The following is a 23,849-nucleotide window of genomic DNA, read 5'->3' on the forward strand; positions in this document are numbered from 1 at the left end:
TGCAACTGGTCGGAATCCCGGCAGTTAGTTCCCACACGTAGTTACCGAATTTTCCGATTCGGTTTCAGTCATCTGTCTCAATAAAGAAACCGTGCCATTATCTACTTCTCATCTTCTCGAGTCCCGGGTCCACGCGCTATCGCCAACACACTGCTTGTGCGGACGGACGAAACTCGCACGATGAACGACACTTGCGTCGGCTTGCAAGCGTGTGGATAGCGTTTATCCAGCTAGTTGTGGGTCACTAAACGGCAAGGGAACGGACCTTCCATCGATCGGTAATTGGTGTAATTCGGTCCGTGACGATCATCTCGAGGAAAATACGATCTATGTCAGAGCACGACCCGACCGACGAGACGGACGCTGTTACCGAGCCATCGAACACAACAGAGAGCCGAGAGGAAGCGACGACTGACGAATCGAACCGAACCGCGGTAACTGACGGCGGCACTGACGACGATTCGGGATCTGGGTCCGACTCGAGCCAGCCGGGAACGAGCGACGACGCCGGCGAGTTCGATGAGCAGAGCAAACAGGACCAACTCGATGAAGTCCGCGAAAATCCGGAGGGCGAACAGCTAACGTCCGATCACGGGGTCAAGATCACCGATACCGACAACTCGCTCAAGGCAGGCGAGCGCGGGCCGACGATCATGGAGGACTTTCACTTCCGGGAGAAGATGACCCAGTTCGACCACGAGTCGATTCCCGAACGGGTCGTCCACGCCCGCGGGACGGGAGCTCACGGCTACTTCCAGCCCTACGAGGGTCCGGATCTCGGCGACGAGTACGACGACATCTCGGAGCTGACGAAAGCCTCGGTGCTGACCGACCCCGACCAGAAAACGCCGGTCTTCACCCGGTTCTCGACGGTGGTCGGCTCTCGAGGCTCCGCCGATACGGTGCGGGACGTTCGCGGCTTCGCGACCAAGTTCTACACCGAGGAGGGCAACTGGGACCTCGTCGGCAACAACATCCCAGTTTTCTTTATTCAGGACGCGATGGAGTTTCCGGACCTGGTACACGCGATCAAACCCGAACCCGACGACGGGATTCCGCAGGCTTCGGCGGCCCACGACACCTTCTGGGACTTCGCATCGCTGAAACCCGAAATCACGCACATGATCATGTGGGTGCTCTCGGGTCGTGCACTCCCGCGGGCCTACCGGATGATGCAGGGCTTCGGCGTCCACACCTTTCGGCTGGTCAACGACGAGGGTGACTCCGTGTTCGTCAAGTTCCACTGGACGCCGAAACTCGGCACGAACCAGTTGGTCTGGGACGAGACCCAGAAGATCGCCGGCAAGAACCCGGACTTCAACCGCAAGGGCCTCTACGACGTCATCGAGGAAGGCTACGAGCCCGAGTGGGAACTTGGCGTCCAGATCGTCGAGGAAGACGAGGCCGACCAGTTCGAGTTCGACCTGCTCGATCCGACGAAGATCATCCCCGAAACCGAGGTTCCAGTCCGCCCGATCGGGAAGATGGTCCTGAACGAGACGCCGGACAACTTCTTCGCCGAGACGGAGCAGGTCGCGTTCCACCCGGGAAACGTCGTACCTGGTATCGACTTTACGAACGACCCGCTCCTACAGGGTCGACTGTTCTCCTATCAGGACACACAACTCAACCGGTTCAACAGCGCCAACTGGGACGAAATCCCGATCAATCGGCCCGTCGCCGAACGGCACAACAACCAGCGCGCGGGCTTCATGCGCCAGGAGATCAACCAGGGCAAAGTATCCTACAAGCCGAACTCGATCGGCGACGACTACCCCGAAGAAGTCTCCGAGGAGGAAGGCGGGTACGAACACTTCGCCGAAAAGATCGACGGGAAAAAGATCCGCAATCGTTCGGAGAGCTTCAAGACCCACTTCGAGCAGGCGCGGCTGTTCTGGAACAGCATGAGCGAGCCCGAAAAGCAAAACATCGTCGACGCCGCCCACTTCGAACTCGGGAAGGTCGACCGCATGGAGATCCGCGAGCGGATGGTCTACGACATGTTCAACAACGTCGATCACGAGTTCGCCAAGCGAGCCGCCGAAGGAATCGGCGTCGAACCGCCCGAAGAACCGGGCGACGAGATGCCAGATCACGACGCTGAGGATCCAAGCCTCAGCATGCTCAATCGGACGCCCGACACTATCGAGACGCGAAAGATCGCCGTCCTCGTCGACGACGGCGCCGGGGCCGAGCACGTCGAGACGATTCGATCAGAGCTCGAGGACGAGGGCGCTCGCGTGAAGGTCGTCTCGAAGGTGCTCGGCGAGAAGGAAGCGGAGAACGGCGATGCAATCGAGGCCGACAAGAGCCACGTGACTACCGAGTCGGTGTTGTTCGACGCAGTGTTCGTTCCCGGTGGTCAGGAGAGCGTCGACGCGCTCAAAGAGCAGGGAACTGCCAAACACTTCGTCGCGGAGATGTTCAAACACAAGAAACCGATCGCCGCCGTCGGCGAGGGAACCGAGCTACTCGAGGCCGTCGAGTTGCCGGGAATCGACGTGGCGAAAGACGGAGCGGGCGTCGTCTCCGAACAGGGTGTCGTGATGGATCCCGACGGCGACGAGCTCGAGGACTTCGCCGAGGCGTTCGTCGATGCCATCGCCGAGCACCGCCACTGGGAACGGAGTCCGAAGGAAGTGCCCGCCTAGAGGCCGACAGCAATACGTCCGTCTGATTTCCGTTCGTCCAACTGAAAAGGGTGTTCGACAGCGAACAAGTCCCTCGAGGGACCGGAGTCAGCGCGTCAGCGGCTGATTGTAGCCGCGCTCGAGGTCCATCACGGCCTCCCAGGTCGCCTCGCACTCGCAACTGACCTGCTCGAAGACGGCGGGATCCTGTCGGAGGTCGAAGTCCTTGATCGCCTTCTGGACGAGGTCGTCACACTCCTTGCAGTTGTGTGCGCCGCGATCGGAGCCGTGGCCGACGGGATCGGAGACGACGATCGAGTCGACATCTGCAGTTTCCTCGAGAACGTGTGCGACCGACCAGAGCCACGGTGGACGATAGCCGTCTCTAAAGTGGAGTTCGTCGACCATGGTGTAGCGCTGGACGTTACACGGGTTCATCGAGACGGTGTGACAGCCGGACACGTCGGCACAGCGTTCGATCGAGGAGATCATGTCCTCGACGGCCTCGGGTTCGCTGAGGAACGGCGGCTTCATCAGCAGGTACGCTTTGATCCCCGCGTTCTCGACCTCGGCCGCGGTCGAGCAGGCGTCCTCGAAGTCTGCGAAGTCGAAGTACTTGTTCACGCAGTCGTGGCGAACCCGATCCGTGGCGGTCTCGAGGCCGATCGCGATGTCGGCCTGGAGCCCTTCGTCGGTGAAGTCGGTGAGCTTCTCGCGGTCGACGAAATCGGGCAGGGACTCGAGGACGATCCGCTCGCGGTCGCCGAAGGTTTCGGCGATGGCTCGGCGGGTTTCGGCGCCGACCTCCCGCTCGTCGAGGAACGAACCGGAGGTGTATATCTTGATGAGCGGCGCTGGATCGTCCGCGTTTTCGGCCTCGTGGGAGAGACAGATATCGATCTGGTCCATCAGGGCGTCGTGGGAGACGCTCCCGCCATCGACGCTTTCGGCGACGTAACCACACATCGTACAGCCGCCAGCGCGGGCCCACCGACAGCCGCCGGTGTTCAGAATAATCGTCAGACTCTCCTTGATGCCGTCGGGCGTGTTGTCCTCGTCGAGCCAGACGCGAGTCGGTTCGTGCGGATCGTAGCTCGCCTCCTTCTCGGAGCGAATCTCCCGCATCACCTGATTGTGGGCGTCCATGCCCTTGCCCTGCTCGTAGACGTCGGGCGTGGGTGTACTCATTATCGAAGGAAGCGGTCGGACGCCTAAAGCGCCTTCGTTGCCGCTCGCGTTCGGTAGCCGACGCTACGGGACTGTCCTGATCGCGTCGCGATTACGGAACCGAGACTACAACCGAAGCTCCCGCGTTTCGATGGCGTCACAGGACGGACAAACGTGCTGGTAGGAGACTCGGTCACCGCTCGTCCGGACGCGCCATCCGCCGTCGGAGTCGACGTATCCGCACTGTCGACACCGCCGTTCAGTGTCATCGAACTTCTGTCGAAGCCGGTCGAAAGGTGATCGGCTCTGTTGGGCAGACATGTGCTATCATAGGACATGGTGCTTAATAACATTCGGGGTGCTCGATCCTCGGCTCACCCAACCACAGGACTTCATAGTGAGCGTCTGCGTACGTAGGGACATGGATACGTCCGACACGGAGTCGACGGATCAAGAGTCCGACTCGATGTCGAACGCGACCGTCGCGCTCGAGCAGATGGTCGATCCGGTGGTGACGGTTGCAGACGGAGAGATTACGTACGCGAACGAAGCCGCTTACGAGGAGTTCAGCCTCACGGGCGACGGGGAGGAAGAAGCCACAGACGCCACCCTCGAGGGACGGTGGGCCACACTTCGAGCGGAGATCGACGAAACGACGGCCGGGACGGTTCGGGAGGTCGAACTCGAGGACGATGGCTACGACGTGCGTATTCATCGGGACGTCGATGGGGCGACGCTCATCTTCCAGCAAACAGAGGATGCCAACAGCTCGACGAACGACAGGGCCGTCAAAGCTCGTGCGGTCAACGAGGCACCGGTGGGTGTGGCGATCTCCGATCCGTCGCTCGAGGACAATCCGTTGGTGTACGTTAACGACACCTATCAGGACCTATCTGGGTACGAGTTCGAAGACATCGTCGGACGGAACTGCAGAGTTCTTCAGGGGCCGGATTCGGACCCCCACGCCGTCGAGGAGATGCGAGCCGCCATCGACGACGAACGGCCGGTGACCGTCGAGCTCAAGAACTACCGCAAAGACGGTACCGAATTCTGGAACGAGGTCACGATCGCGCCGGTCTACGACGGCCGCGGCGAGCTCACCAACTACGTCGGCTTCCAGAACGATATTACCGCCCGCAAAGAGGCCGAACTCGAGGCCGAGCGACGAACCGAGGAGCTCGAGTACACCCTCGAGCGCGTCGAAGGGTTGATTCAGGATGTCACCGACGTGGTCGCGGGATCGTCGACCCGGAGCGAACTGGAGGCCGCCGTCTGCGATCGCATTGTTGCGGAGTCCGCCTACGACGGCGCCTGGATCGGCGAGCGAAACCCCGAAACTCGCACCGTCGACGTTCGGACTGCTGCCGGTCGGTCACCGGACGCTCCCGACGAACTCGACGGACACCCGGCAACCGAAACGCTCGAGACCGCCGCGGTTTCGATCGACACGATCGGCGGATCGACCCGGGCGGCGTTCCCGTTGTTTTACAATGATATCGAATACGGGGTCCTTACCGTCCGGACGGGAACCGAGCGAGACATCACCGACCGGGAGACCGTTATCCTCTCCGCGCTCGCTCGCGCCGTCGCCAGCGGTGTTAACGCTCGCGAAACCAGTCGAATGCTCGCGACAGACGCCGTCGTGGCCGTCGACCTCGAACTCACCGACGCGTCGGCCGCACCCGTCGCCGTCTCGCGGGCGACGAACTGTCGACTCGAGTATCGGCGCTCGGTTCACCGAACGGGAGCGGAAACTGCCTCGTTGTTCACCGCAACTGTGCCGTCGTCGGACGACAGCACGGACGTATCAGCGGCGATAGCAGAAGCCACAACAGCTCTCGACGGCGTCGACCTATCGATACTGGTCGAACGTGACGACGAATGTCTGGTCGAGCTCTCGACCGAAGAGAACGTCGTTACCTGGCTTTCCGAACGCGGTGTCAGGACACAGGCGATTTCCGCGGAGAACGGGCGGGCACGACTCACACTCGAGATTCCCCGATCCGCGGACGTGCGGTCCGTCATCGAGGCGATCGAGGACCGCTACGACGGCACTGATGTCATCTCGTTCCAGCACAGGGAGCCAGGTGGGGAAACGCGACAAGAGTTCGCCGCTCGTCTCGAGGAGGAGCTTACCGAGCGCCAGTTCGCGGCGATTCAACGGGCGTACCTGGGCGGCTATTTCGAGTGGCCGCGACCCGCTACGGGCGAGGAACTCGCCGAATCGCTCGGCGTCTCGCGACCGACGTTTCACGAACACTTACGCAACGCGGAGGCGAAACTCTGTCGAGCGTTCTTCGGTGACGACTGATCCTGTCGGCAGTACGTCGTTCACAATTCTCGTCGCCCCGCGGGTGCAAGACGCTTCACAGAGGGACAGCCGACAGTACGGCTGAAACGCCGTCAGCGGCGGATTGAACCCCAGCTTACTCGCCTGTAGTCTGAACTTAGCACTCGGAACGGTCCCGGACGGTCGTCGGCGTTTATATGCACCGTCGTGATAGCTCGGCGTATGCTGGAACTCGCGACTCCGCTACAAATCGGTGACGGTGGCTTTCTGTACTGGGCGGTCGTCTTCTTCGTCCTCGCAATCGTTGCAGCCGCGGTCGGTGCTCGCGGTGTCGCCGGAATTTCGATGGAGATTGCACGGATCTTCGTGTTGATCTTCATCATTCTCGCGATCGTCGCGCTCCTTTTGTGAGCCGATAGTTAGCCGGTTGGAATGTGCACACAATCGGTTACGAATGCGCAGAACTTGCCACCGCGCTCGTTGCACTCGAGCCACGGAAAGGCGTGTATTTTGAGCCCGTATTGATTGGTCCGCGACAGCCGGCGTAACTAAATTTGGTTACCTCCCGTCGGGAAGGACTAACACGACGGAGGACGAAGATAATAGTGAGCATTTACCATGACAGATATTGGCGGCTTCCACGACAACGTCGCACGCATCGACCTCGGGGAGGAGTCGGTCGGCTACGAGTCGATCGACGACGAGGACGCGAAGAAGTATATCGGTGCCCGCGGGCTGGGGGTGAAGTACGTCTTCGAACAGGGACCGGACGTCGACCCGCTTGGTCCGGAGAACCTCCTCGCGTTCATGAACGGGCCACTTTCGGGGACCCAGGTGACGATGAGCGGCCGGATCGCGGTCTGTACGAAATCGCCGCTGACCGGGACCGTCACCGACAGCCACCACGGCGGCTGGTCGGGAGCGCGGCTCAAGTGGGCCGGCTTCGACGGCCTGCTGTTCGAGGGCCAGGCCGACGAGCCAGTCTACGCGTACATCGAGGACGGCGAGGTCGAGCTTCGAGACGCCTCCCACCTCTGGGGGAACGGCGTCCATGAGACTCGAGACACCATCGAGGAGGAGATCGACGGAGCGTACGGCAAGAACCTCTCGATAATGGCGATCGGTCCAGGCGGCGAAAACGGGGTCAAGTACGCCTGCATCGTCAACGAGGACGACAGAGCGTCGGGTCGAGGGGGAACCGGCTGCGTCATGGGCTCGAAGAACCTCAAAGCGGTCGTCGTCAAGTCGACGACGAAGATGCCCCAGCCCGCCGACCAGGAGACGTTCAAGGAGGGCCATCAACAGGCGATGGCCGCGATCACCGAATCCGAGGTAACTGCGCCCAACGAGGGCGGCCTCTCGCTGTACGGCACGAACGTCCTGATGAACATCACGGAAGAGATGGACGGCCTCCCGACGAAAAACGGGGTGTACACCTCCACGGAGAGTATGACCGAGGCCGAGGGCGTCGACATCGATGCCGAGCGCGTCTCCGGCGAGAACGTCCGCGAGAATATCCTCGTCGACGAACCGACCTGTCACTCCTGTCCTGTCGCCTGCAAGAAGGAAGTCGAGGTCCAGACGATGCACAAGGGCGAGGAGATGAACGTGACGACCGAGTCCTACGAGTACGAGTCGGCCTACGCGCTCGGCCCGAACTCAGGACACACCGACCGGGACGAGATCGCGCTCATGATCGAACGCTGTAACGATATGGGCATCGACACCATCGAGGTCGGGAACATGATGGCGATGGCCATGGAGATGAGCGAGCAGGGCAAACTCGAGGAAGGCCTCGACTGGGGCGACTCCGAGACGATGATCGACATGATCGAGCGGATCGCCGCTCGCGAGGACGACCTCGCGGATCTGCTCGCAGAAGGGCCGCGCCGAGTCGCGGACCGCAAAGACGCACACGAGAACTCCCTGGCCGTCAAGGGCCAGACTATCGCGGCGTACGACCCGCGCTGTATGAAGGGAATGGGCATCGCCTACGCCACCTCGAATCGCGGCGCATGTCACCTTCGTGCATACACGCCCGCAGCCGAAATCCTCGGCGTGCCGGAGAAGGTCGATCCCTACGAGTACGAAGGAAAGGGCGAACTGACCGCCGCCTTCCAGGATCTCCACGCCATCTCCGACAGCTTCGACATCTGCAAGTTCAACGCTTTCGCCGAAGGGATCGAGGAGTACGTCCTCCAGTACAACGGTATGACCGGACTTGAGTTCACCGAGGACGACCTGCTCGAGGCCGGCGAACGGATCTACAACTTAGAGCGGTACTACAACAACCTCGCCGGATTCGATGGCGCAGACGACTCCCTGCCAGCCCGGTTCCTCGAGGGCGAGGAGGGCATCGCCGGACAGGGTGCGAGCGAGGGCGAGTTCTGTGAGCTCGAGGAGATGAAAGACGAGTACTACGACCACCGCGGCTGGGTCGACGGCGTCGTGCCGGACGAGAAACTCGAGGAACTCGAGATCGATATCGGCCCCGGAACCGGCGTGGATTCGAGCGGCGGTGCGACTGCCACCGGCGACGACTGATCGCCGCCACCGGCGAAGGGAACTCGATCGCTCGATTTTGGCGACAGCAAAGCTTCGGGCGTCGACGACAGTGAGGGAAGCGAAAAATCAGCCGCGATTACTTCTTAAATTCGTACGTGGCGATTTCGGTCGAATCGCAGTTCGGACAGACGTCGCGTTCTTCATCCAGCGTCGTCCCGCAGTTTCGACACTCATAGTGTGGGTCGTCGTCCGTCAGCAGTTCCGTGAGAACGTCTTTGAGAACCATTACGGATCGATTGGGTCCGGCTCTCGGCCGAACTCGGTCGCGGGCTTTTGGAAACTATCGAGCGTTCGGTCGTCGATGCCGTCCCGCGAAAGGACGGTCACGACGTCGTCCGAGCGAATCGTCGTCTCGCCGCGAGGAGTTAGCACGGTACCGTCCCGCTCGATGGCGACGACGAGAAGGTCGTCCGGGAGGACACCGTTGTTTCCGGCCTCCTCGAGCGTGTAACCGCGTATTTCGGATTCGGAGCCGACGGTGACTTCGACGACGTTGGCGTCTCCGGTCAGGCTAATCACATCCATCGGCGTCGGTTCTGCCGTCGTTTCGTCGGGGCCGTACGGCGCGTACGGACGCGAAAGTTCGTCCTGAACGAGATCCTCGTCTTCGATTTCGGCGCCGAGTTCGGACAGCGCGCGCCCGATCCGCTCGAGGGACTTCGTGTCCGCGCCGACGGCGACGACGTGGAGGTTTCGTCGCCCGGTCATCAGTTTTCGAACGTTGATGACGCCGGGAATCGCGCTCACTTTCTGAGCGACCGATTCGCGGTTTTCGACCGGAACGTTGCACTGAAAGAGCGTCGTCAACCCGCCCTCGGCGGACTCGAAATCGACCGACGTGTGGTAGCCGCGGATGATGCCGTGGCTCTCGAGTTGATCGATCCGATTGCGGATCGTCGCCGGAGAGACGCTGACCTCCTCGGCGATCATGGGCGCGGACGTGTTGCGCGCGTCGGCCATCAGCGCGTGGATTATCCGTCGATCGATCTCGTCGAGACGGTATCCCGAATCGGGGCGCTGATTAGCGATAGCGGCTCACCCTCATTGGTCACTCAGTTGGCTTTCACGATCGAACAATAAATACTCCCCGGATTATTCAAACCGTACTCTCAGTTCGAATAGCTCAGGAAGCGAAAATTCTACCGATACAAATATATGTTCTACGCTGACCTGCCAACGTCCGAACAGCACGCCCGCTTGCATAACAGATTTCGCTCTTTTGCCTCGACACTGTTTAGAATCACAACAGAAATCGCGTATGAGAATACGACTGATCAAGAGCTTGGACGCGATTTCGGCTCCTCGAGACGACCTACCACTCGAGTCGGAGAATCGTCCACTTTAGGTCCCGATAATCAGTGGATCTCGGATCTCGAGTGCCGCCTCGAACTCCGAGAGGCGATCCTGTCGTCTCCCGATCCGCTGGAGTTGTTCTTCGTGCGCGCGACGAACCGCCGACGTCTCGCGACGGTCCCAGTCGAACCGCTCGCCGAGTTCCTCCCAGTGGCCCCACTCGACGAGGAACGCACAGCGGTCGTCGTCCTCGAAGACGGTCTCGTACTCGCGTCGATACCGTGCGATATCCGACTCGAGTCGTTCCTGTGCCCGGTCGACGAGCGCGGGGAGCCGAGTCGGGGGAACGCTGGCTTTCGCCGCGGCGAGAACCAGAATCTGTCCCTCGATCGGATCCGCCATCAGCCACCCGCCCGCATTGCTTTCTGCGCGAACTCCTCGACGAGCGATTCGAGATGATCGTCCTCTCCTTCGAAGACGACGGTCACCTCGGTGAGCGTCAGCGACGGACCGATCTCGACCGTCTCCGAGGTGATCGACGCCGACCACCGCTCGCTCTCGACCGTCTCGTCGTCGACCCGTTCGCCCCCCAGATTCGTCAGATATCGGATCGCGAGCCGTTCGGAAATCCCTCGAAAGGAGCGCTCGATACGCCGTGTCATAGTCGGTCTTCGGTCAGCAGCCGAATAAAGCCATCTTCGTCGGCGAAACTGCACTCGAGGCCGGACCCGCGAACATCGGCTCGAAAAAAGTGCCGGCGATTCGACGGATTACCCGCCCGCAACTGGCGGAAAGACGGAGAGTCGATCCCCGTCTTCGAGGGGCGTCTCCGGCCCCTCCATGTGAACGACATCGCGGCCGTTTTTCAGCACGCTTAGCTGCGGTCGGATCGAACCGTTCTCGAGTAACTGCTCTTCGAGTCCGTCGTACTCGTCCTCGAGAGCGCCGAGAACGTCGCCGACGGAGGCACCGTCTTCGACTGTCCGGCGTCGCTCTTTTTCGCCGACGGCCTCTCGAAAGGTCGCGAAGAATCGAAGCTCGAGTTCCATGTCGGTCCCTTGTCGGCTGTAACCATAAGTTCGGGCGGTACGACCGCCGCGTGAGCGTGTGGCCGCCACTCGGAGGGCTTGACCACGAGTGTTCGTCGCACGAGGTCCACGTCGTGACCACGCGGTATCTGACCCCTGATAAATGACGGGGGGAGACCACCGACAACAACTTATTGACGAGCGGATTATCTCCTCTCAACAGGTATGTGCGAGCGTTCCACGAACTGCTCGAAAGAGGATGCGTGTCAGCTCATCGTCCGGAACAACGATACCGGAATCGAGACCGTCGAGTACTATTGTAAGGCGCATCTCGTCGTCCGTATCTGTGAAGTCGAAGATGACGATGGACTCGCTGTCGTCGACGCGACGAAACTCTGGAACTGAGCCGTCCCGCAGGGAAGTACCGCCATCCCCCGGCGTGCTCGCCGAAGAGCATCGGTTCGTTACTCCTCGCTTACAATTGCTGGCGACGGATATGAGACGGATTCGAAACCAGCGTTCTCGACGATCGTCTCGATTCTCCTCGCACCAACTTCTTCCGCCGCTCGTGCGGACTCCGCATCGACACTGACGAAAAGACGAAACGATATCACGATCGTGTACGGGTCGAACGGTGCCGCAGGATGTTCGTACACCTCGGCATCGAGACCGTTCCAGTCGATCCCTCCGGTTGTCTCCGATTCGGCCAGCGACTCGAGCGCCCCGGCGATTTCGTCCGTCGCTTCGTCGCGGGCGGTCGTGTCGGTCCCTTCGTGGAGCGTTACGAGTGTCCGGACCTCGCGCGAGACGATATGGGTCATAGTAGTGCTATCCAGCCGGGAACATTGAACGCTTGGACTGGGCGATTCGACCGCGCCCTCGATCGTCGTCCGTCGCCCGGCAACACTCCGAGAGTATTTACTCGCGACCAGGTAAATTTATTGTTGAGCGTCGTCTGTGTTCGAGCAATGAAAGCGATCGCAGTCGAACCAGGCGCCGGCGATCCCACCGTCATCGAGAAGCCGATTCCCGAGCCGGCGGTCGGCGAGGCGCTCGTTAGAACGCTTCGCGTCGGCGTCGACGGCACCGACCACGAGGTCATCCGCGGCGCGCACGGTGAACTCCCCGACGGGAGCGACCGACTCGTGCTCGGACACGAGGCGGTCGGCGTCGTCGAGGACCCGAACGGAACCGATTTCGAAGAAGGCGACGTCGTCGTCCCGACGGTGCGTCGACCGCCCAACGGGACCAACGAGTTCTTCGAACGCGGCGAACCCGATATGGCTCCCGAGGGTGCCTACCTCGAGCGCGGCATCGTCGGCGAACACGGGTTCATGGCGGAGTACTTCACCAGCCCAGCCGAGACGCTCGTCTCGATCCCCCGTGACCTCGAACCGCTTGGCTTTCTGGTCGAACCGATCAGCATCACCGAGAAGGCTCTCGAGCACGCCCAGGCGGCCCGCTCGACGGTCCACTGGGAGCCCGAATCCGCGATCGTCCTCGGAAACGGCTCGCTTGGGCTCGTCACCCTCGCGATGTTCGAGAAGGTCCTCGAGATCGATCGAACGTACTGTCTCGGAAAGCGCGATCGGCCGGATCCCTCGATCGAATTGATCGAGGATCTCGGGGCGACGTACGTCGACTCTCGAGAAACGCCCGTTTCCGAGATTCCGGACGTTCACGAGCCGATGGACCTCGTTTACGAGGCGACGGGCTACGCGAAACACCCCTTCGAAACGGTCGACGCGCTCGCGCCAAACGGCGTCGGCGCGCTGGTTGGCGTCCCCGACGACTGGTCGTTCGAAATCGACGGCGGGAAACTCCACCGGGAGCTCGTCCTCCACAACAAGGCACTCGTCGGGACGGTTAACTCCCATCGTGGACACTTCGAGGCCGCCGTCGATACCCTCTCATCAGTTCCGGAGTGGGTCACCGACGACCTCGTAACCGGCGTCTACGACCTCGAGAACTTCGACCGGGCCTTCGAACAGGACGAGTCGGTGATCAAAACGGCGGTCGAGTTCGATACGCTCTGATCAGGCACAAGGACTATTTACCGGCTCGCTGGTACGAAAACACGAACCGAACGAGTCCGACTGCGAAATGTATTCACAGGATAGAAAAACATTACTATGATACGAGTAACTCATTAGTCATGGGAGTCGATTACTCACAGCTACACGATCCGAACGCCGAGTACACGATGCGGGAACTGTCCTCGGAGACAATGAACGTCACGCGCGAGCGCGGGGGCGGCCGGGACGTCGAAATCACGGACATCCAGACCACGATGGTCGACGGTAACTTCCCGTGGACGCTGGTCCGCATCTACACAGACGCCGGCATCGTCGGCACCGGCGAAGCCTACTGGGGCGCGGGCGCGCCCGAACTCATCGAGCGAATGAAGCCGTTCCTGCAGGGCGAGAACCCGCTCGATATCGACCGCCTGACCGAGCACCTCGTCCAGAAGATGTCGGGCGAGGGCTCGATCGGTGGCGTCACCGTCACCGCCATTTCGGGCATCGAAGTCGCCCTTCACGATCTGGCGGGCAAGATCCTCGAGATCCCGGCCTATCAGCTGCTGGGCGGAAAGTACCGCGACGAGGTTCGCGTTTACTGCGACTGTCACACCGAAGACGAAGCCGATCCGATCGCCTGTGCCGACGAAGCCGAACGCGTCGTCGAGGAGCTGGGCTACGACGCGCTCAAATTCGACCTCGACGTGCCGAGCGGCCACGAGAAAGATCGGGCCAACCGCCACCTTCGCGGCCCCGAGATCGACCACAAGGTTTCGATCGTCGAAGCCATCACCGAACGCGTCGGCAGCCGCGCCGACGTGGCCTTCGACTGTCACTGGACTTTCTCCGCCGACAGCGCGAAACGACTCGCGACGGCCTTGGAGGAGTACGACATCTGGTGGCTCGAGGACCCCGTCCCGCCGGAGAACCACGACGTCCAGCGGGAGGTCACCCAGTCGACGACGACGCCGATCACCGTCGGCGAGAACGTCTACCGCAAGCACGGCCAGCGCCAGCTCATCGAAAAGCAGTCCGTCGACATCATCGCCCCCGACATGCCGAAAGTTGGCGGGATGCGCGAGACCAGAAAGATCGCGGATCTGGCGGACATGTACTACATCCCGGTCGCGATGCACAACGTCGCCTCACCCGTCGCGACGATGGCCTCGGCCCACGTCGGCGCGGCGATTCCGAACTCGCTCGCCGTCGAGTACCACAGCTACGAACTCGGCTGGTGGGAGGACTTGGTCGAGGAGGACGTCATCGAGGACGGCTCGATCGAGATTCCCGAGAAGCCGGGTCTCGGCCTGACCCTCGACATGGACGTCGTCGAGGAACGGATGGTCGAGGGCGAAGAGCTCTTTGACGAAGCGTGAGCTTCGTCAAGCCAGCAAATCTCTGATTTGCGCTGTTCGATTGAGAGAAGTGAAATCGGACTCGTGAATCTCCGATTCACGGGTCTGACGAGGCATAAGCCGCGTCACGCTCGCTGAGAGCTGTTCAGCGTTTTCGACGAGGGTGAGACTCGAGACGGCGGTTCGAAACGTATTGAGACCACGTTCGGATCAAACGCCAACTCCATAGCAACAGAGAGTCTGTCCGCGACATCGGTTTTCTTCGGTCGGTTTTTCGATCCTCCACGTACCCTCGATTCGAAAAGATAGACGCGAAAATCGAGGGGCCCACCGACTCGAGGAGAACGCCTCGCTCCTCCGTGCGTACGCGGGCCGAAAAACAGAAAGAACGGCGATTAGCCTTCCATCCCGCCGAAGGAGAGCCCGCTTTCGACGTAGCTCTGTGCGAGGAAGTAGATGACCGCGACGGGCAGTGCGAACAGGATGGCAAAGGCCGAGAACTCCGTCCACGGCGTTTCGTAGCTCCCGCCCGCGATGAGCGAGTAGAGTTCGACCGAGAGCGTGTAGTTGTGGGACTGAAGCAGCGTCTGGGCGATGATGAACTCGTTCCAGCCCGCGAGGAACGTAAAGACCAGCACGACGGCGATACCGGGTTTCGACAGCGGGAGGATCACCTCGCGGATAACCTGTAACTGGCTCGCGCCGTCGATAACCGCCGCTTCCTCGTAGGAGACCGGGATGTTGTCCATGAATGTCTTGAGCAACCAGGTGTTGAACGGGATCGCCCCCGCGGCGTAGAACACGCCGAGCACGAGGAGGTTGTTGTCCAACCCGAAGTTGACGAACAGGGCGTAGAGCGCGATCAGCGTCGCGATCGATAGCCCCGCGCCAACCTGCGTGAACAGGACGTAGCCGTAGAGAACCCCACGCCGACCGAGGAACTTCCGGCGCGAAAGCGCGTACGCGCCGGGGATGATCACCGACATCGAGACGGCGACGGTGATCGAGACGACGATGATGCTGTTTCCGAGCGCGTGTGCGAAGTTCGACTCGAAGAGCACCCACCGGTAGGCGTCGAGGTTGTACGTCGTCGGATCGGCGAAGATGCCGTCGGTGCTCATCAACCCGGCTCCCTGCGAGAGCGACGCGGCGAACACCCAGTAGACCGGGAACAACAGGACGATCATCATCGCGAACGCACCCGCCGTGCCGAGTCCCGTCTTCGCGACATCGGTGACGGATCGGCGGCCGGTTCGTACCTGTTCGACGGTCGTCCGCGCCGACTCGGCGACGCGTCGCGGCCAGGTTAGTTTGCGAACGGTCCATCGACCGACGGAACTGGTGTAGCGATTGAGAAGGCTCATTAGGAATCGATTCCCTCCGCGAGTTTTCCTTTCTTGACGGCGAGCCACATGAACATCCCAATGAACGCGATGGCGGTGACCATGATCGCCGAGGCGAACGCGTACTCGTTCAGGTCGATTGCTTCACGATAGCCGTAGAGGATCAGCAGTTCATTCTGTCGCGACGGGCCGCCGCGGTTGAAGATGAACGGGATCAGGAACTGCTGGAACGAGGTCGCGGCGGTCAAGATGGACGCGAACAGCACCGGCCGCTTGATTGACGGCAGCGTGACGTGGAAGAATCGGTGAATGTAGCCCGCACCGTCGACTTTCGCCGCGTCGTGGAGATCCATCGGCACGTCCTGTAACGCGCTGACGATGATGATGACCATGAACGGGTACGCCAGCCACACTTCGGTCGTAATGTACGCGAAAAAGGCGCTCCAGCGGCCACTGAGCCAACTTATCGGGATATCGGCAAGCAAGATATCCGGAGCGGAAAGCGCCACGAAGAACAGGAGACTGTCAAGCGCCCCGACGATTCCCGAAACAACGGAGTTGTACGTTGCGACCAACTGATTCAGCGGGCCGTATCGGGCACCACTGAACATGCCGTCCCAGACGGTGATCACGAAGATTGCCGGAAATCCCATCGGGACGATCACGAGCGCACGCATGTATCGTTTGCCGACAACTCGAGCGTGGGTCAGGACCATCGCGATGCCGATCCCGAGCACGACTTTGATGGCGAGACTGATGGAGAGAAACAGCCACGTGATCCCGAACGAGCGCCAGAACTGCGGATCGGTAAACAGCGAGACGTAGTTGTCGAAGCCGACGACCGAGGCCTCGCCGCCGATGACCGTTCCGGCGTGGGTTGCGTCGGTAAACGAGAGGTAGACGAGAAACGCGATCGGGAACAGCATGAACGAGAGAAACAACACGACGCCGGGAGCGACGAGCAAGAGTCCGGCGAGGCCGACGTTCTGAACGTCGAACGGCAGACGTCGCTGTCCGTGGTCGGAAGCGCGACGGATGAGTGACGAAGACATGAATACTCTCAGTTAGCGCGTGTTAGTCCCAGCGGTCGCGAATGTCTTCTGCGGCCGTTTCCATCGCTTCGTCGGCGCTTTCGTCGCCATGGAACACTCGTTCGAGTCCCTCCTCGAGCGGGTCCCAGATCTGGTCGGACTTCGGGTGGGTCGGAAGCGGCGTCCCCATCTCGACGGTTTCAGCGAAGGTTTCGACGTCCTCGCCGAGGTCGTCGTCGCCTTCCGCGTAGTCCTGATGAACGGGAATGAGTCCCTGCATTTCCGCGTTGTCGACGATCGCCTCCTCGTTGGTCGTGTACCACTCGGCCCACTCGACGGTCGTCTCGAGTTCGTCTTGATCGGCCGCTTCCAGTTCGGAGGTGAAGTACCAGACCTGCACGCCGGTGTACGGCGTCGGCTCGCCGCCCTCGACGTCGGGAAGCGGAGCCACTTGGGCGTCGACGCCGGCGTCTCGGAATCCCTCGAGCTCCCACGGCCCGTTGATCGCGAACGGCGCGTTTCCGTCGTTGAAAACCGGCACCTGACTGTCGTAGTCGGGATCGCCGGGAACGTACGGCCAGATGGAGTCCTCGAGGAGTTCGATTCCCTCGACGAACTCGTCGTCTTCGATGCCGAGCTCTTCGGTCTCTTCGTCGAAGAGGAAGCCGCCGAACGCTTGCAACCACGCGCTCGGGAAGTACGGATCGACGGCGGGCATCGAGAGCCCGTACTGGTTGTTTTCGGGGTCGTGGTGATCTTCCATGATCTCGACCATCTCCGAGAGCGTCTCCGGTGGTTCGTCCACATACTCCGGGTTGTACATCAGCGAAACCGTCTCGATGGCGTAGGGCAGTCCGTAGATCGCACCCTCCCACTGGACCGCTTCGACCGCGTTTTCGGTATACGTTTCCTCGAGATCGATCTCGAGGTCGTCGCTCGCGTCGTAGACGAACTCCTGTTCGTGATACTGACCGATCCAGTCGTGGGCCCAGTTAAACGTCTCCGGGCCCTGCTCGGCCGGAAGTGCCGTTTCGAGTTCCTCTTCCATCTCCGCGGGCGCTTCGGCGTTGAGTTCGTCCTCTCGGCCATCGTTGAACTCCTCGAGGTAGTCCTCGAACGCGTTTTCTTGCGCTTCGGTGAAATCGTACCAGGCGGTCGTCCCCTGATCGCCCCCGGTTATTCGACTCAAACAACCAGCGACACTCACCGTTGCCAGTCCGCCGATCCCCGTAAGTAGCTGTCTGCGTTCCATTGACATGGTGGAAACAGTGATGTATTATATCTTCACATATTTAGTAGTTAGGATCGAAGTCACGCTATCTGGGACGTGAACGAGAAATAGGCCGTTACAGACCTTCTATAGCCCACATAGAGTATATCGAAGAATTATGTAGAACACAGATGGGTGACCGAGGATACGGAGTGTTTCGGCTCAAATACCTGGCTGAGCGCCCACACCATCCGAACAGCGGATCTCGAGTTTTGAGATTGTATGTTGTAATATTACCTCTTACATTCCAATTTTTGGGAAAGGGTTTTACGCCCCCTCGACGAACCAGTGGGCAAATGGCACGAGTCAGGGTCGAATCGCTCCGAAAGGAGTACGACGTTGGAACGGTCGTCGCCGTCGACGACCTGAACCTCGAGATCGAAGACGGCGAGTTCGTCACCGTCGTCGGACCGTCGGGGTGTGGAAAAACGACGACGCTCCGGATGCTAGCGGGGCTTGAGGAACCGACATCGGGAACGATCTCGATCGGCGGGGAGGACGTAACGGACGTGCACGCGAAAAACCGCGACGTCGCGATGGTGTTCCAGAACTACGCGCTGTACCCGCACAAGACCGTCTTCGAAAACATGGCGTTCGGGCTCCGGATGAGCACCGACATGAACGAGGCCGAACGGGAACGACAGGTCGTCGAAACCGCCGAAATGATGGACATCGAAGGGTTGCTCGAGGACAAACCCGACCAGCTCTCGGGCGGGCAGAAACAACGCGTCGCGCTCGGGCGGGCGATCGTCCGCGAACCGGACGTGTTTCTCTTCGACGAGCCGCTTTCGAACCTCGACGCCAAGCTTCGAACGACGATGCGCGCGGAGATTCAGCGCCTCCAGAACGAACTCGGGATTACGGCCGTCTACGTCACCCACGACCAGCACGAGGCGATGACGATGGGCGACCGCATCGTCATCCTCGAGGGCGGAGAGCTCCAACAGCTTGGAAAGCCGACTGACGTCTACGAAAATCCCGCCAACGAGTTCGTGGGCGGCTTCATCGGCTCGCCGTCGATGAATTTCGTCGACGTGGAGGCAGACACCCGGGGAGACACCGTTCACCTCACGGGTCTCGAGGGCGAGTTCGAGTTCGAACTCTCGGCGGCGTACGTGGACCGACACGTCGATTCCCTCGATGCGAAACGATACACGTTGGGGATCCGTCCGGAGAAGGTGGCGTTCACCGACGACTCGTGGAACTCGATCACCGCACGCGTTTCGGTCGTCGAACCGGTCGGCTCCGACAACTTCCTGCACCTCGATATTGCGGGTGAATTTATCGCGCGCGTCGACCCCGCCATCGAGCCCCATCCGGGTGAAAACGTGACGCTCACGTTCGATGAAAACGATATCCACCTGTTCGATCCGGAAACCGGCCGCGACCTTCTCGGGCCGACCGAAGAGCCCCAGGCGATGGCAACGTCCTGAACCGAAAACAACCGCGCGATCGACTGCAAAACGAAATTCTCGCCGAATCTCCCTTACTCCCGCAGCGACGCCTTCGTTCCGACGGTCGATCCCTCGAGATCCTCGAGCGCGGTTCTCGTCGCGAGACCTAACGCGTGAGGCCACCCCAGCGGCGTCGCACAGTCGGGAGTTCCGTCGTCGAACACCTGTTCGGGGAGGTACCCACCGTCGAATCGGAGCGAACCGCCCGGTTCAACCGCTGCGAGGAGTTCTTCGGCTCGCTCGCCGAACTCCCCGGCCGCGTCGTGGCCGTTCGCCGCGAGAAGCTCCTCGAGTTCCACCCCGGCGTGGGCACCCCACGCCGTCGTCACAGTCCAGATCTTCGGCTCGTCCTGGTCCCGAATCCGCCATGGATCGTCCTCGAATCTCGCTATTCCCTCGACCGGTCCGTCGGGATTTCGCCAGAGTCCCTCGATCGTCGTTTCGAAGTGAGAAAACAGCCGATCGAGTCGTTCGTTGTCGACACCCGCGCGACCAGATCCGCCGTCGACGTCGCCGTCCCGCTCGAGCCGGTCGTACTCGTTGTGCGCCGACGCGAGCGCAAACGTGCTACCGTCCAGCCGATCGTCGACGGTTTCACCGTCGAGTCGAAGGGCGTAGATTCCGCGTTCCGGGACCCACAAGTCCTCGAGAGCACCGTAAACCCCCCGAGAGCGTTCGGCGGCGGTCTCGCGAACGCTCTCCTCGAGCGGCGCGCGAGCGATAGCCGCGTAGGCCTCGAGAAACGTCGCCGCAGTGTGGGTGAACCGCCCCGTCATGTTCTCCCAGGCGTTCTGGACGCGGGTCGGCAGGCCATCGTCCTCAAGCGAGGCGTCGAGGCCATCCATCGCGGCGAGCAGCGAGTCGCGGACGCGCTCGTCCGATGGATCGACGACGCGGAGATAGGTCGCGAGGTACGTCGCGACACTCGCGGTCTGGTCGGCCTGATACTCCGCCGCCGGTTCCGAGTCGTCCTCAAGCCGACCGTTCGCCCAGCCGGGCGCGAGACGACCACTGTGGGGCCACACCCGGTGTGGCCAGGTGCCGTCGGAGCGCTGGGTCTCGATGTAGAACTGTGTGCTTTCCTCGTGCCAGTCCTCGAGCCCGAGGCCGGCGCGACGGTCCGCGGCGAGCAGGAACCGCGAGATTTCGGCGTCGTCGCGGAACCACGTGTAGCCGTAGCCGCCGGAGTATTGATAGTACGGGTCGAATTCGGGGCCAGCGATTCGAGAGCCACTCGGGGCCCGCAACAGCTGGAGGGCCCGAAGGTCCTCGAACGTGCCCGCCACGTCTGCATTCGTGAGAGAGTCCCGACCCAAACCGAGACGCCGTACCTGCGTTCGACCCGCCTCGAATAGCGACTCGCGAGTCGTGTAATCGGCCGCACCGGCACGGACGCACTCGAGGGCCTCGCATCGGGTCCGCTCGTCGGCGTCGGTGAGAAGCGTGGCAACCGTCGCCCGCGGGGTCGACCCCTCGAATTCGATCTCCGCCATGGCGATCGGACTGAGCCGACCGTCCTCGTAACGACCGTCGTCGGACGCGCGCGGGAGCCTCGTCGGCTCGGACTCGAGGAGTTCGTCGAACGTTTCCGGGACCTGTCCGGTCACCTCGAGCCCCGTCGACGCGGTGAGAACATCCCGTTCGCTGTCGTGGTGGACCTCGACGGCGTCGTCGTGCCAGAGCTGACCGACCCGACCGGCTTGACCGTCGGGTGCGAAGCCGAGACAGGCCTGAAGCGTGATATCTGCGGCGTCAACGTCGGTGTCAACTTCCGTCTTCGCCGTCCCTTCCGACGGCGCATCGCGTTTGCGGTCCGCCTCCTCGAATTCGGTCTCGAGGACGAAATGTGTGAGATGGAGTCGACCGAGCGTCAGATCGTACTGTGAAATCGCGTACTCGCCGACGTGGTGAGTGGTTTCGACGACGGCAGTTCCGTCGACGTAGCGCTGGGTTCCGCCATCGAACCAGTGGACGCTCTCGCCCACGTCGATACCGAACCGCGATCGGTCGATTCCGACCAGTCCCGAAAGTGGATACGAGTAGTCGCTAATAGCGCCCTCGGGCGACACGAAAACGAGTCGATCGTCGAGACCGGAAAACAGCCCCTCCGTCGACCGACGCTCGCCAGCGAAGCGGCGATCGCTTCCCCGAACGCGCTTGAAGTCGTTCAGGGCGGAATGTAGTGTCATCGTATCTCACCAGTACGTCCGCGAGGATTAAAGTTTGTTGTAATATTTATTCTCACTTTTCGACAGCAGTTCGTCCGACGTTCTCGCCCGTTCGTTCCATCGATCGTAAAACCGCACCAACAGCAGATTGAATACCAACGGACCGGCCTCGCCATCGTCACCGAGCGACAGCGAATCTTTTTCAGGTGGCGACCCAATCTGTGACGTACTGCATATACATGGATCAAGACGGGCTCACCGACCTGCTCGAGCGATTCGGGCTCTCCGAGAAGGAGATCGACACGTACCTCGCGATTCTCGAACACGGAGAGTCGAAAGCGAGCACGATTTCGGACGCCGCCGACGTCTCCAAGCGATACGTCTACAGCATCAGCGAAGCGCTCGAGAAACGGGGGTTCGTCGAGGTCGACGATCACGCCGTGCCGACCGTTATCAGACCGGTTCCGCCCGAAGAAGTCGTCGATCGCTTAACTGAAAGCGTCGAAGCGATCGAGCCGGGGATCCGATCGCGTTACACCGCAACCGAACGCACCGGCGAGCAGTTCGAGGTGATCAAGTCACGCCAGACGGTTCTCAAGCGGATCGAGACGTTGCTACGGAACGCAGAAACGGAGGTCACCCTCTCTCTGCCAACCGAGGTACTCCCCCAGATCAGATCGACGCTCGAGGAAACGGTCGATCGCGGCGTTCTCGTCTTGCTTTTGCTCAGTGCGACCGACGAGAACGACCCGGATATCGCGACGTTTACCGGGACGGCGAGTACGGTTCGAACCTGGGACGCACTGGTCCCGACGATGATGACGACCGACCAGCGCCACGGGCTACTCGCACCCAGTCAGTTGCTGACGAGTACGACCAGCGAGACCAAAGCGATCGCGCTTAGCCAGGAGCAGTTGGTTCCCGTCTTCGTCGGCTCGTTTCTGGCGAACTACTGGCCGACCGCCGACGAACGATACGTCACAACGCCGGCCACGCTCCCCGAAACCTACGACGGGTTTCGAAACGCGGTGTTTCAGGTCGCGCTCCACGAGGCCGCCAACACTTCGCTCGAGGCCACGGTCACGGGTTCACCTGTCGGCGAACGGGACCTCCCCTCGACGCTTTCGGGTCCCGTACTCTCCGTCCAGCAGAGTCTCGTCCGTCCCGTCACCTCGACGTTCCCCGTCGAGAACTCCTTCGAGATCGACGTCGACGGGGAGCGGTACAAAATCGGCGGGAGAGGCGCGTTCCTCGAGGATTTCGAAGCTGAGTCGGTCGCACTCGAATACCTCGAGGAGTGATCCAGCCGAGGGGAATCGACCGCCGGTGACGTGGTTCCGTCCGTTGTCCGCACTCTCCGTGCTGTTTTCAGCCACTCTCGCTTTCGATCTCGGGTCCGTTTGATATTACTCTCGGTCTCGAGTCCGTTCGATATCGACCGACCAGTCCTCACCGTACATGCTCTCGTACTCGAGCCGCGGTACTGCGGTCTCCGGAAGGGCGTCGTACTTCCGCAGGAACTCGAGGACGCCGCTTCCGCCGCCGAAATCGCCGCGGTACCAGAGGAACAGAAACGGGACGGTGGCGGTGTTCGATCCCGCGTCGTAGACGACCGTCTCCTCGAGATACCACTCGGTCGTCAGGTCGAGTTCCTCGTCGATATCCGCCGACGAGAACACTGTTGACGGCGGACCGGTCTCCCCGATTCGACCCAGTGCAAAGTGGATCCGCGGATCGACCGATTCGAGGCGGAACTCGCGTTCGAACGACGAGGGAAATAGACGTGGAAGATACCCCAACCCCCACGGGTGTTTCGATCCCCGAAGCATCCCGTGTTCGATGTCCGCGAGGCTCAGCCAGACGCCAGCTATCGGGATGCGATCACGGGCATAGAACTTCCAGCGCTCGAGGGAACTTCCGTCGAAGATCGAGGGGTCGTCCTCGCACAGGAGATGGAGGTACGCGTTGTAACAGTTAAGCCAGAACGCGAGTCGCTGCTCTCGACCACGGAGCGACCGACGGAGATGAGATCGGTCGAGCGTAGCGAGATGTCGTTTCAACCCTTCAACGTCACCCACAGTCTTGATTTCGTACAATAGATCGGCTGACAAAGAGAGGGGGTCGAGCTGGGTCGACATTCGAGTACCTCTAAGCGCACCAGATTCTTGAAAGACTGTGGCGGGTGCGGACGACTATCACGCCTGTGAACAAGTTTCTGTCGGCAAGTGATTAGTGGG

Annotated in this window: 22 protein-coding genes; 9 read left to right on the forward strand and 13 right to left on the reverse strand. The window is 61.2% G+C overall.

Annotated features, from left to right (window positions below):
* Positions 1-329: 329 nt before the first annotated feature.
* On the forward strand, positions 330-2,651 hold the full coding sequence (locus tag ACYQ14_RS07225; protein ID WP_459886493.1) for a catalase: 2,322 nt from the start codon (positions 330-332) through the stop codon (positions 2,649-2,651).
* Between the two features lie 87 nt (positions 2,652-2,738).
* Here ACYQ14_RS07225 and ACYQ14_RS07230 read toward each other — a convergent pair whose 3' ends face one another.
* Together ACYQ14_RS07230 and ACYQ14_RS07235 are read right to left on the reverse strand one after the other, a co-directional pair.
* Entirely contained in the window at positions 2,739-3,818 is a 1,080-nt protein-coding gene (locus ACYQ14_RS07230; protein WP_459886496.1) for an archaeosine biosynthesis radical SAM protein RaSEA, read from the reverse strand.
* Between the two features lie 105 nt (positions 3,819-3,923).
* A complete protein-coding gene (locus ACYQ14_RS07235) occupies positions 3,924-4,118 on the reverse strand; it encodes an HVO_0649 family zinc finger protein (protein ID WP_283834770.1) in 195 nt (64 codons plus the stop codon).
* Between the two features lie 100 nt (positions 4,119-4,218).
* On the opposite strand from ACYQ14_RS07235, the gene ACYQ14_RS07240 reads away from it, so the two are divergent.
* From ACYQ14_RS07240 to ACYQ14_RS07250, 3 genes are all read left to right on the forward strand, one after another.
* Positions 4,219-6,108 (forward strand): bacterio-opsin activator domain-containing protein, encoded by a 1,890-nt coding sequence (locus tag ACYQ14_RS07240; protein ID WP_459886499.1) that lies wholly within the window; start codon positions 4,219-4,221, stop codon positions 6,106-6,108.
* A gap of 201 nt (positions 6,109-6,309) precedes the next feature.
* Positions 6,310-6,498, forward strand: coding sequence for a DUF1328 family protein (locus ACYQ14_RS07245; protein WP_283834772.1), 189 nt, complete (start codon positions 6,310-6,312; stop codon positions 6,496-6,498).
* A gap of 207 nt (positions 6,499-6,705) precedes the next feature.
* Positions 6,706-8,631: an aldehyde ferredoxin oxidoreductase family protein gene (locus ACYQ14_RS07250; RefSeq protein WP_459886502.1), complete on the forward strand. Its 1,926-nt coding sequence runs from the start codon at positions 6,706-6,708 to the stop codon at positions 8,629-8,631.
* A gap of 97 nt (positions 8,632-8,728) precedes the next feature.
* Here the strand turns inward: ACYQ14_RS07250 and ACYQ14_RS07255 are convergent, their stop codons facing one another.
* The 5 genes from ACYQ14_RS07255 to ACYQ14_RS07275 all read right to left on the reverse strand — a co-directional run bounded on the left by ACYQ14_RS07255 (position 8,729) and on the right by ACYQ14_RS07275 (position 10,994).
* Positions 8,729-8,878: a hypothetical protein gene (locus ACYQ14_RS07255; protein ID WP_283834774.1), complete on the reverse strand. Its 150-nt coding sequence runs from the start codon at positions 8,876-8,878 to the stop codon at positions 8,729-8,731.
* Positions 8,878-9,681, reverse strand: a complete 804-nt coding sequence (locus ACYQ14_RS07260) for an Lrp/AsnC family transcriptional regulator (protein ID WP_459890009.1) — start codon at positions 9,679-9,681, stop codon at positions 8,878-8,880. Before ACYQ14_RS07260 ends, ACYQ14_RS07255 begins: the two co-directional genes overlap by 1 nt.
* Positions 9,682-9,993: 312 nt before the next feature.
* A complete protein-coding gene (locus tag ACYQ14_RS07265) occupies positions 9,994-10,350 on the reverse strand; it encodes a DUF8048 family protein (protein WP_459890011.1) in 357 nt (118 codons plus the stop codon).
* A complete protein-coding gene (locus ACYQ14_RS07270; RefSeq protein WP_283834776.1) occupies positions 10,347-10,607 on the reverse strand; it encodes a MoaD-like domain-containing protein in 261 nt (86 codons plus the stop codon). The genes ACYQ14_RS07265 and ACYQ14_RS07270 overlap by 4 nt, the downstream gene beginning before the upstream one ends.
* A 108-nt stretch (positions 10,608-10,715) precedes the next feature.
* Entirely contained in the window at positions 10,716-10,994 is a 279-nt protein-coding gene (locus ACYQ14_RS07275; RefSeq protein WP_283834777.1) for a ubiquitin-like small modifier protein 1, read from the reverse strand.
* Positions 10,995-11,198: 204 nt separating this feature from the next.
* Here ACYQ14_RS07275 and ACYQ14_RS07280 point away from each other — a divergent pair, with 204 nt between their 5' ends.
* The gene (locus tag ACYQ14_RS07280; RefSeq protein ID WP_283834778.1) at positions 11,199-11,378 is read left to right on the forward strand and encodes a hypothetical protein; all 180 of its coding nucleotides are present in this window, start codon (positions 11,199-11,201) and stop codon (positions 11,376-11,378) included.
* A 59-nt stretch (positions 11,379-11,437) separates the two neighbouring features.
* Here ACYQ14_RS07280 and ACYQ14_RS07285 read toward each other — a convergent pair whose 3' ends face one another.
* Positions 11,438-11,794 (reverse strand): hypothetical protein, encoded by a 357-nt coding sequence (locus ACYQ14_RS07285; protein WP_459886507.1) that lies wholly within the window; start codon positions 11,792-11,794, stop codon positions 11,438-11,440.
* Between the two features lie 147 nt (positions 11,795-11,941).
* Here ACYQ14_RS07285 and ACYQ14_RS07290 point away from each other — a divergent pair, with 147 nt between their 5' ends.
* Both ACYQ14_RS07290 and ACYQ14_RS07295 read left to right on the forward strand, forming a co-directional pair.
* Positions 11,942-13,009 carry a glucose 1-dehydrogenase gene (locus ACYQ14_RS07290; RefSeq protein WP_459886510.1) on the forward strand — a complete coding sequence of 356 codons (1,068 nt, stop codon included), beginning with the start codon at positions 11,942-11,944 and terminating at the stop codon, positions 13,007-13,009.
* 119 nt (positions 13,010-13,128) lie between these two features.
* Positions 13,129-14,367: a mandelate racemase/muconate lactonizing enzyme family protein gene (locus ACYQ14_RS07295; RefSeq protein ID WP_459886512.1), complete on the forward strand. Its 1,239-nt coding sequence runs from the start codon at positions 13,129-13,131 to the stop codon at positions 14,365-14,367.
* Positions 14,368-14,741: 374 nt separating this feature from the next.
* Here ACYQ14_RS07295 and ACYQ14_RS07300 read toward each other — a convergent pair whose 3' ends face one another.
* Genes ACYQ14_RS07300 through ACYQ14_RS07310 form a run of 3 tightly spaced genes read right to left on the reverse strand, consistent with a single transcriptional unit; the run spans position 14,742 to position 17,972 of the window.
* Positions 14,742-15,710, reverse strand: a complete 969-nt coding sequence (locus tag ACYQ14_RS07300; protein WP_459886515.1) for a sugar ABC transporter permease — start codon at positions 15,708-15,710, stop codon at positions 14,742-14,744.
* Complete coding sequence (locus ACYQ14_RS07305) at positions 15,710-16,741, reverse strand: carbohydrate ABC transporter permease (RefSeq protein WP_459886518.1); 1,032 nt, start codon at positions 16,739-16,741, stop codon at positions 15,710-15,712. Before ACYQ14_RS07305 ends, ACYQ14_RS07300 begins: the two co-directional genes overlap by 1 nt.
* Before the next feature lie 22 nt (positions 16,742-16,763).
* On the reverse strand, positions 16,764-17,972 hold the full coding sequence (locus tag ACYQ14_RS07310) for an extracellular solute-binding protein (RefSeq protein ID WP_459886521.1): 1,209 nt from the start codon (positions 17,970-17,972) through the stop codon (positions 16,764-16,766).
* Between the two features lie 314 nt (positions 17,973-18,286).
* Between ACYQ14_RS07310 and ACYQ14_RS07315 the strand changes: the two genes are divergently transcribed.
* Positions 18,287-19,423, forward strand: a complete 1,137-nt coding sequence (locus ACYQ14_RS07315; protein ID WP_459886524.1) for an ABC transporter ATP-binding protein — start codon at positions 18,287-18,289, stop codon at positions 19,421-19,423.
* Positions 19,424-19,476: 53 nt separating this feature from the next.
* Here ACYQ14_RS07315 and ACYQ14_RS07320 read toward each other — a convergent pair whose 3' ends face one another.
* Entirely contained in the window at positions 19,477-21,633 is a 2,157-nt protein-coding gene (locus ACYQ14_RS07320; protein ID WP_459886527.1) for a DUF7997 domain-containing protein, read from the reverse strand.
* A 218-nt stretch (positions 21,634-21,851) separates the two neighbouring features.
* On the opposite strand from ACYQ14_RS07320, the gene ACYQ14_RS07325 reads away from it, so the two are divergent.
* A complete protein-coding gene (locus ACYQ14_RS07325; RefSeq protein ID WP_459890012.1) occupies positions 21,852-22,913 on the forward strand; it encodes a TrmB family transcriptional regulator in 1,062 nt (353 codons plus the stop codon).
* Between the two features lie 105 nt (positions 22,914-23,018).
* Here ACYQ14_RS07325 and ACYQ14_RS07330 read toward each other — a convergent pair whose 3' ends face one another.
* A complete protein-coding gene (locus ACYQ14_RS07330) occupies positions 23,019-23,750 on the reverse strand; it encodes a DUF547 domain-containing protein (protein WP_459886530.1) in 732 nt (243 codons plus the stop codon).
* Positions 23,751-23,849 lie beyond the last annotated feature (99 nt).

It is taken from the genome of Halostagnicola bangensis (assembly GCF_054653435.1).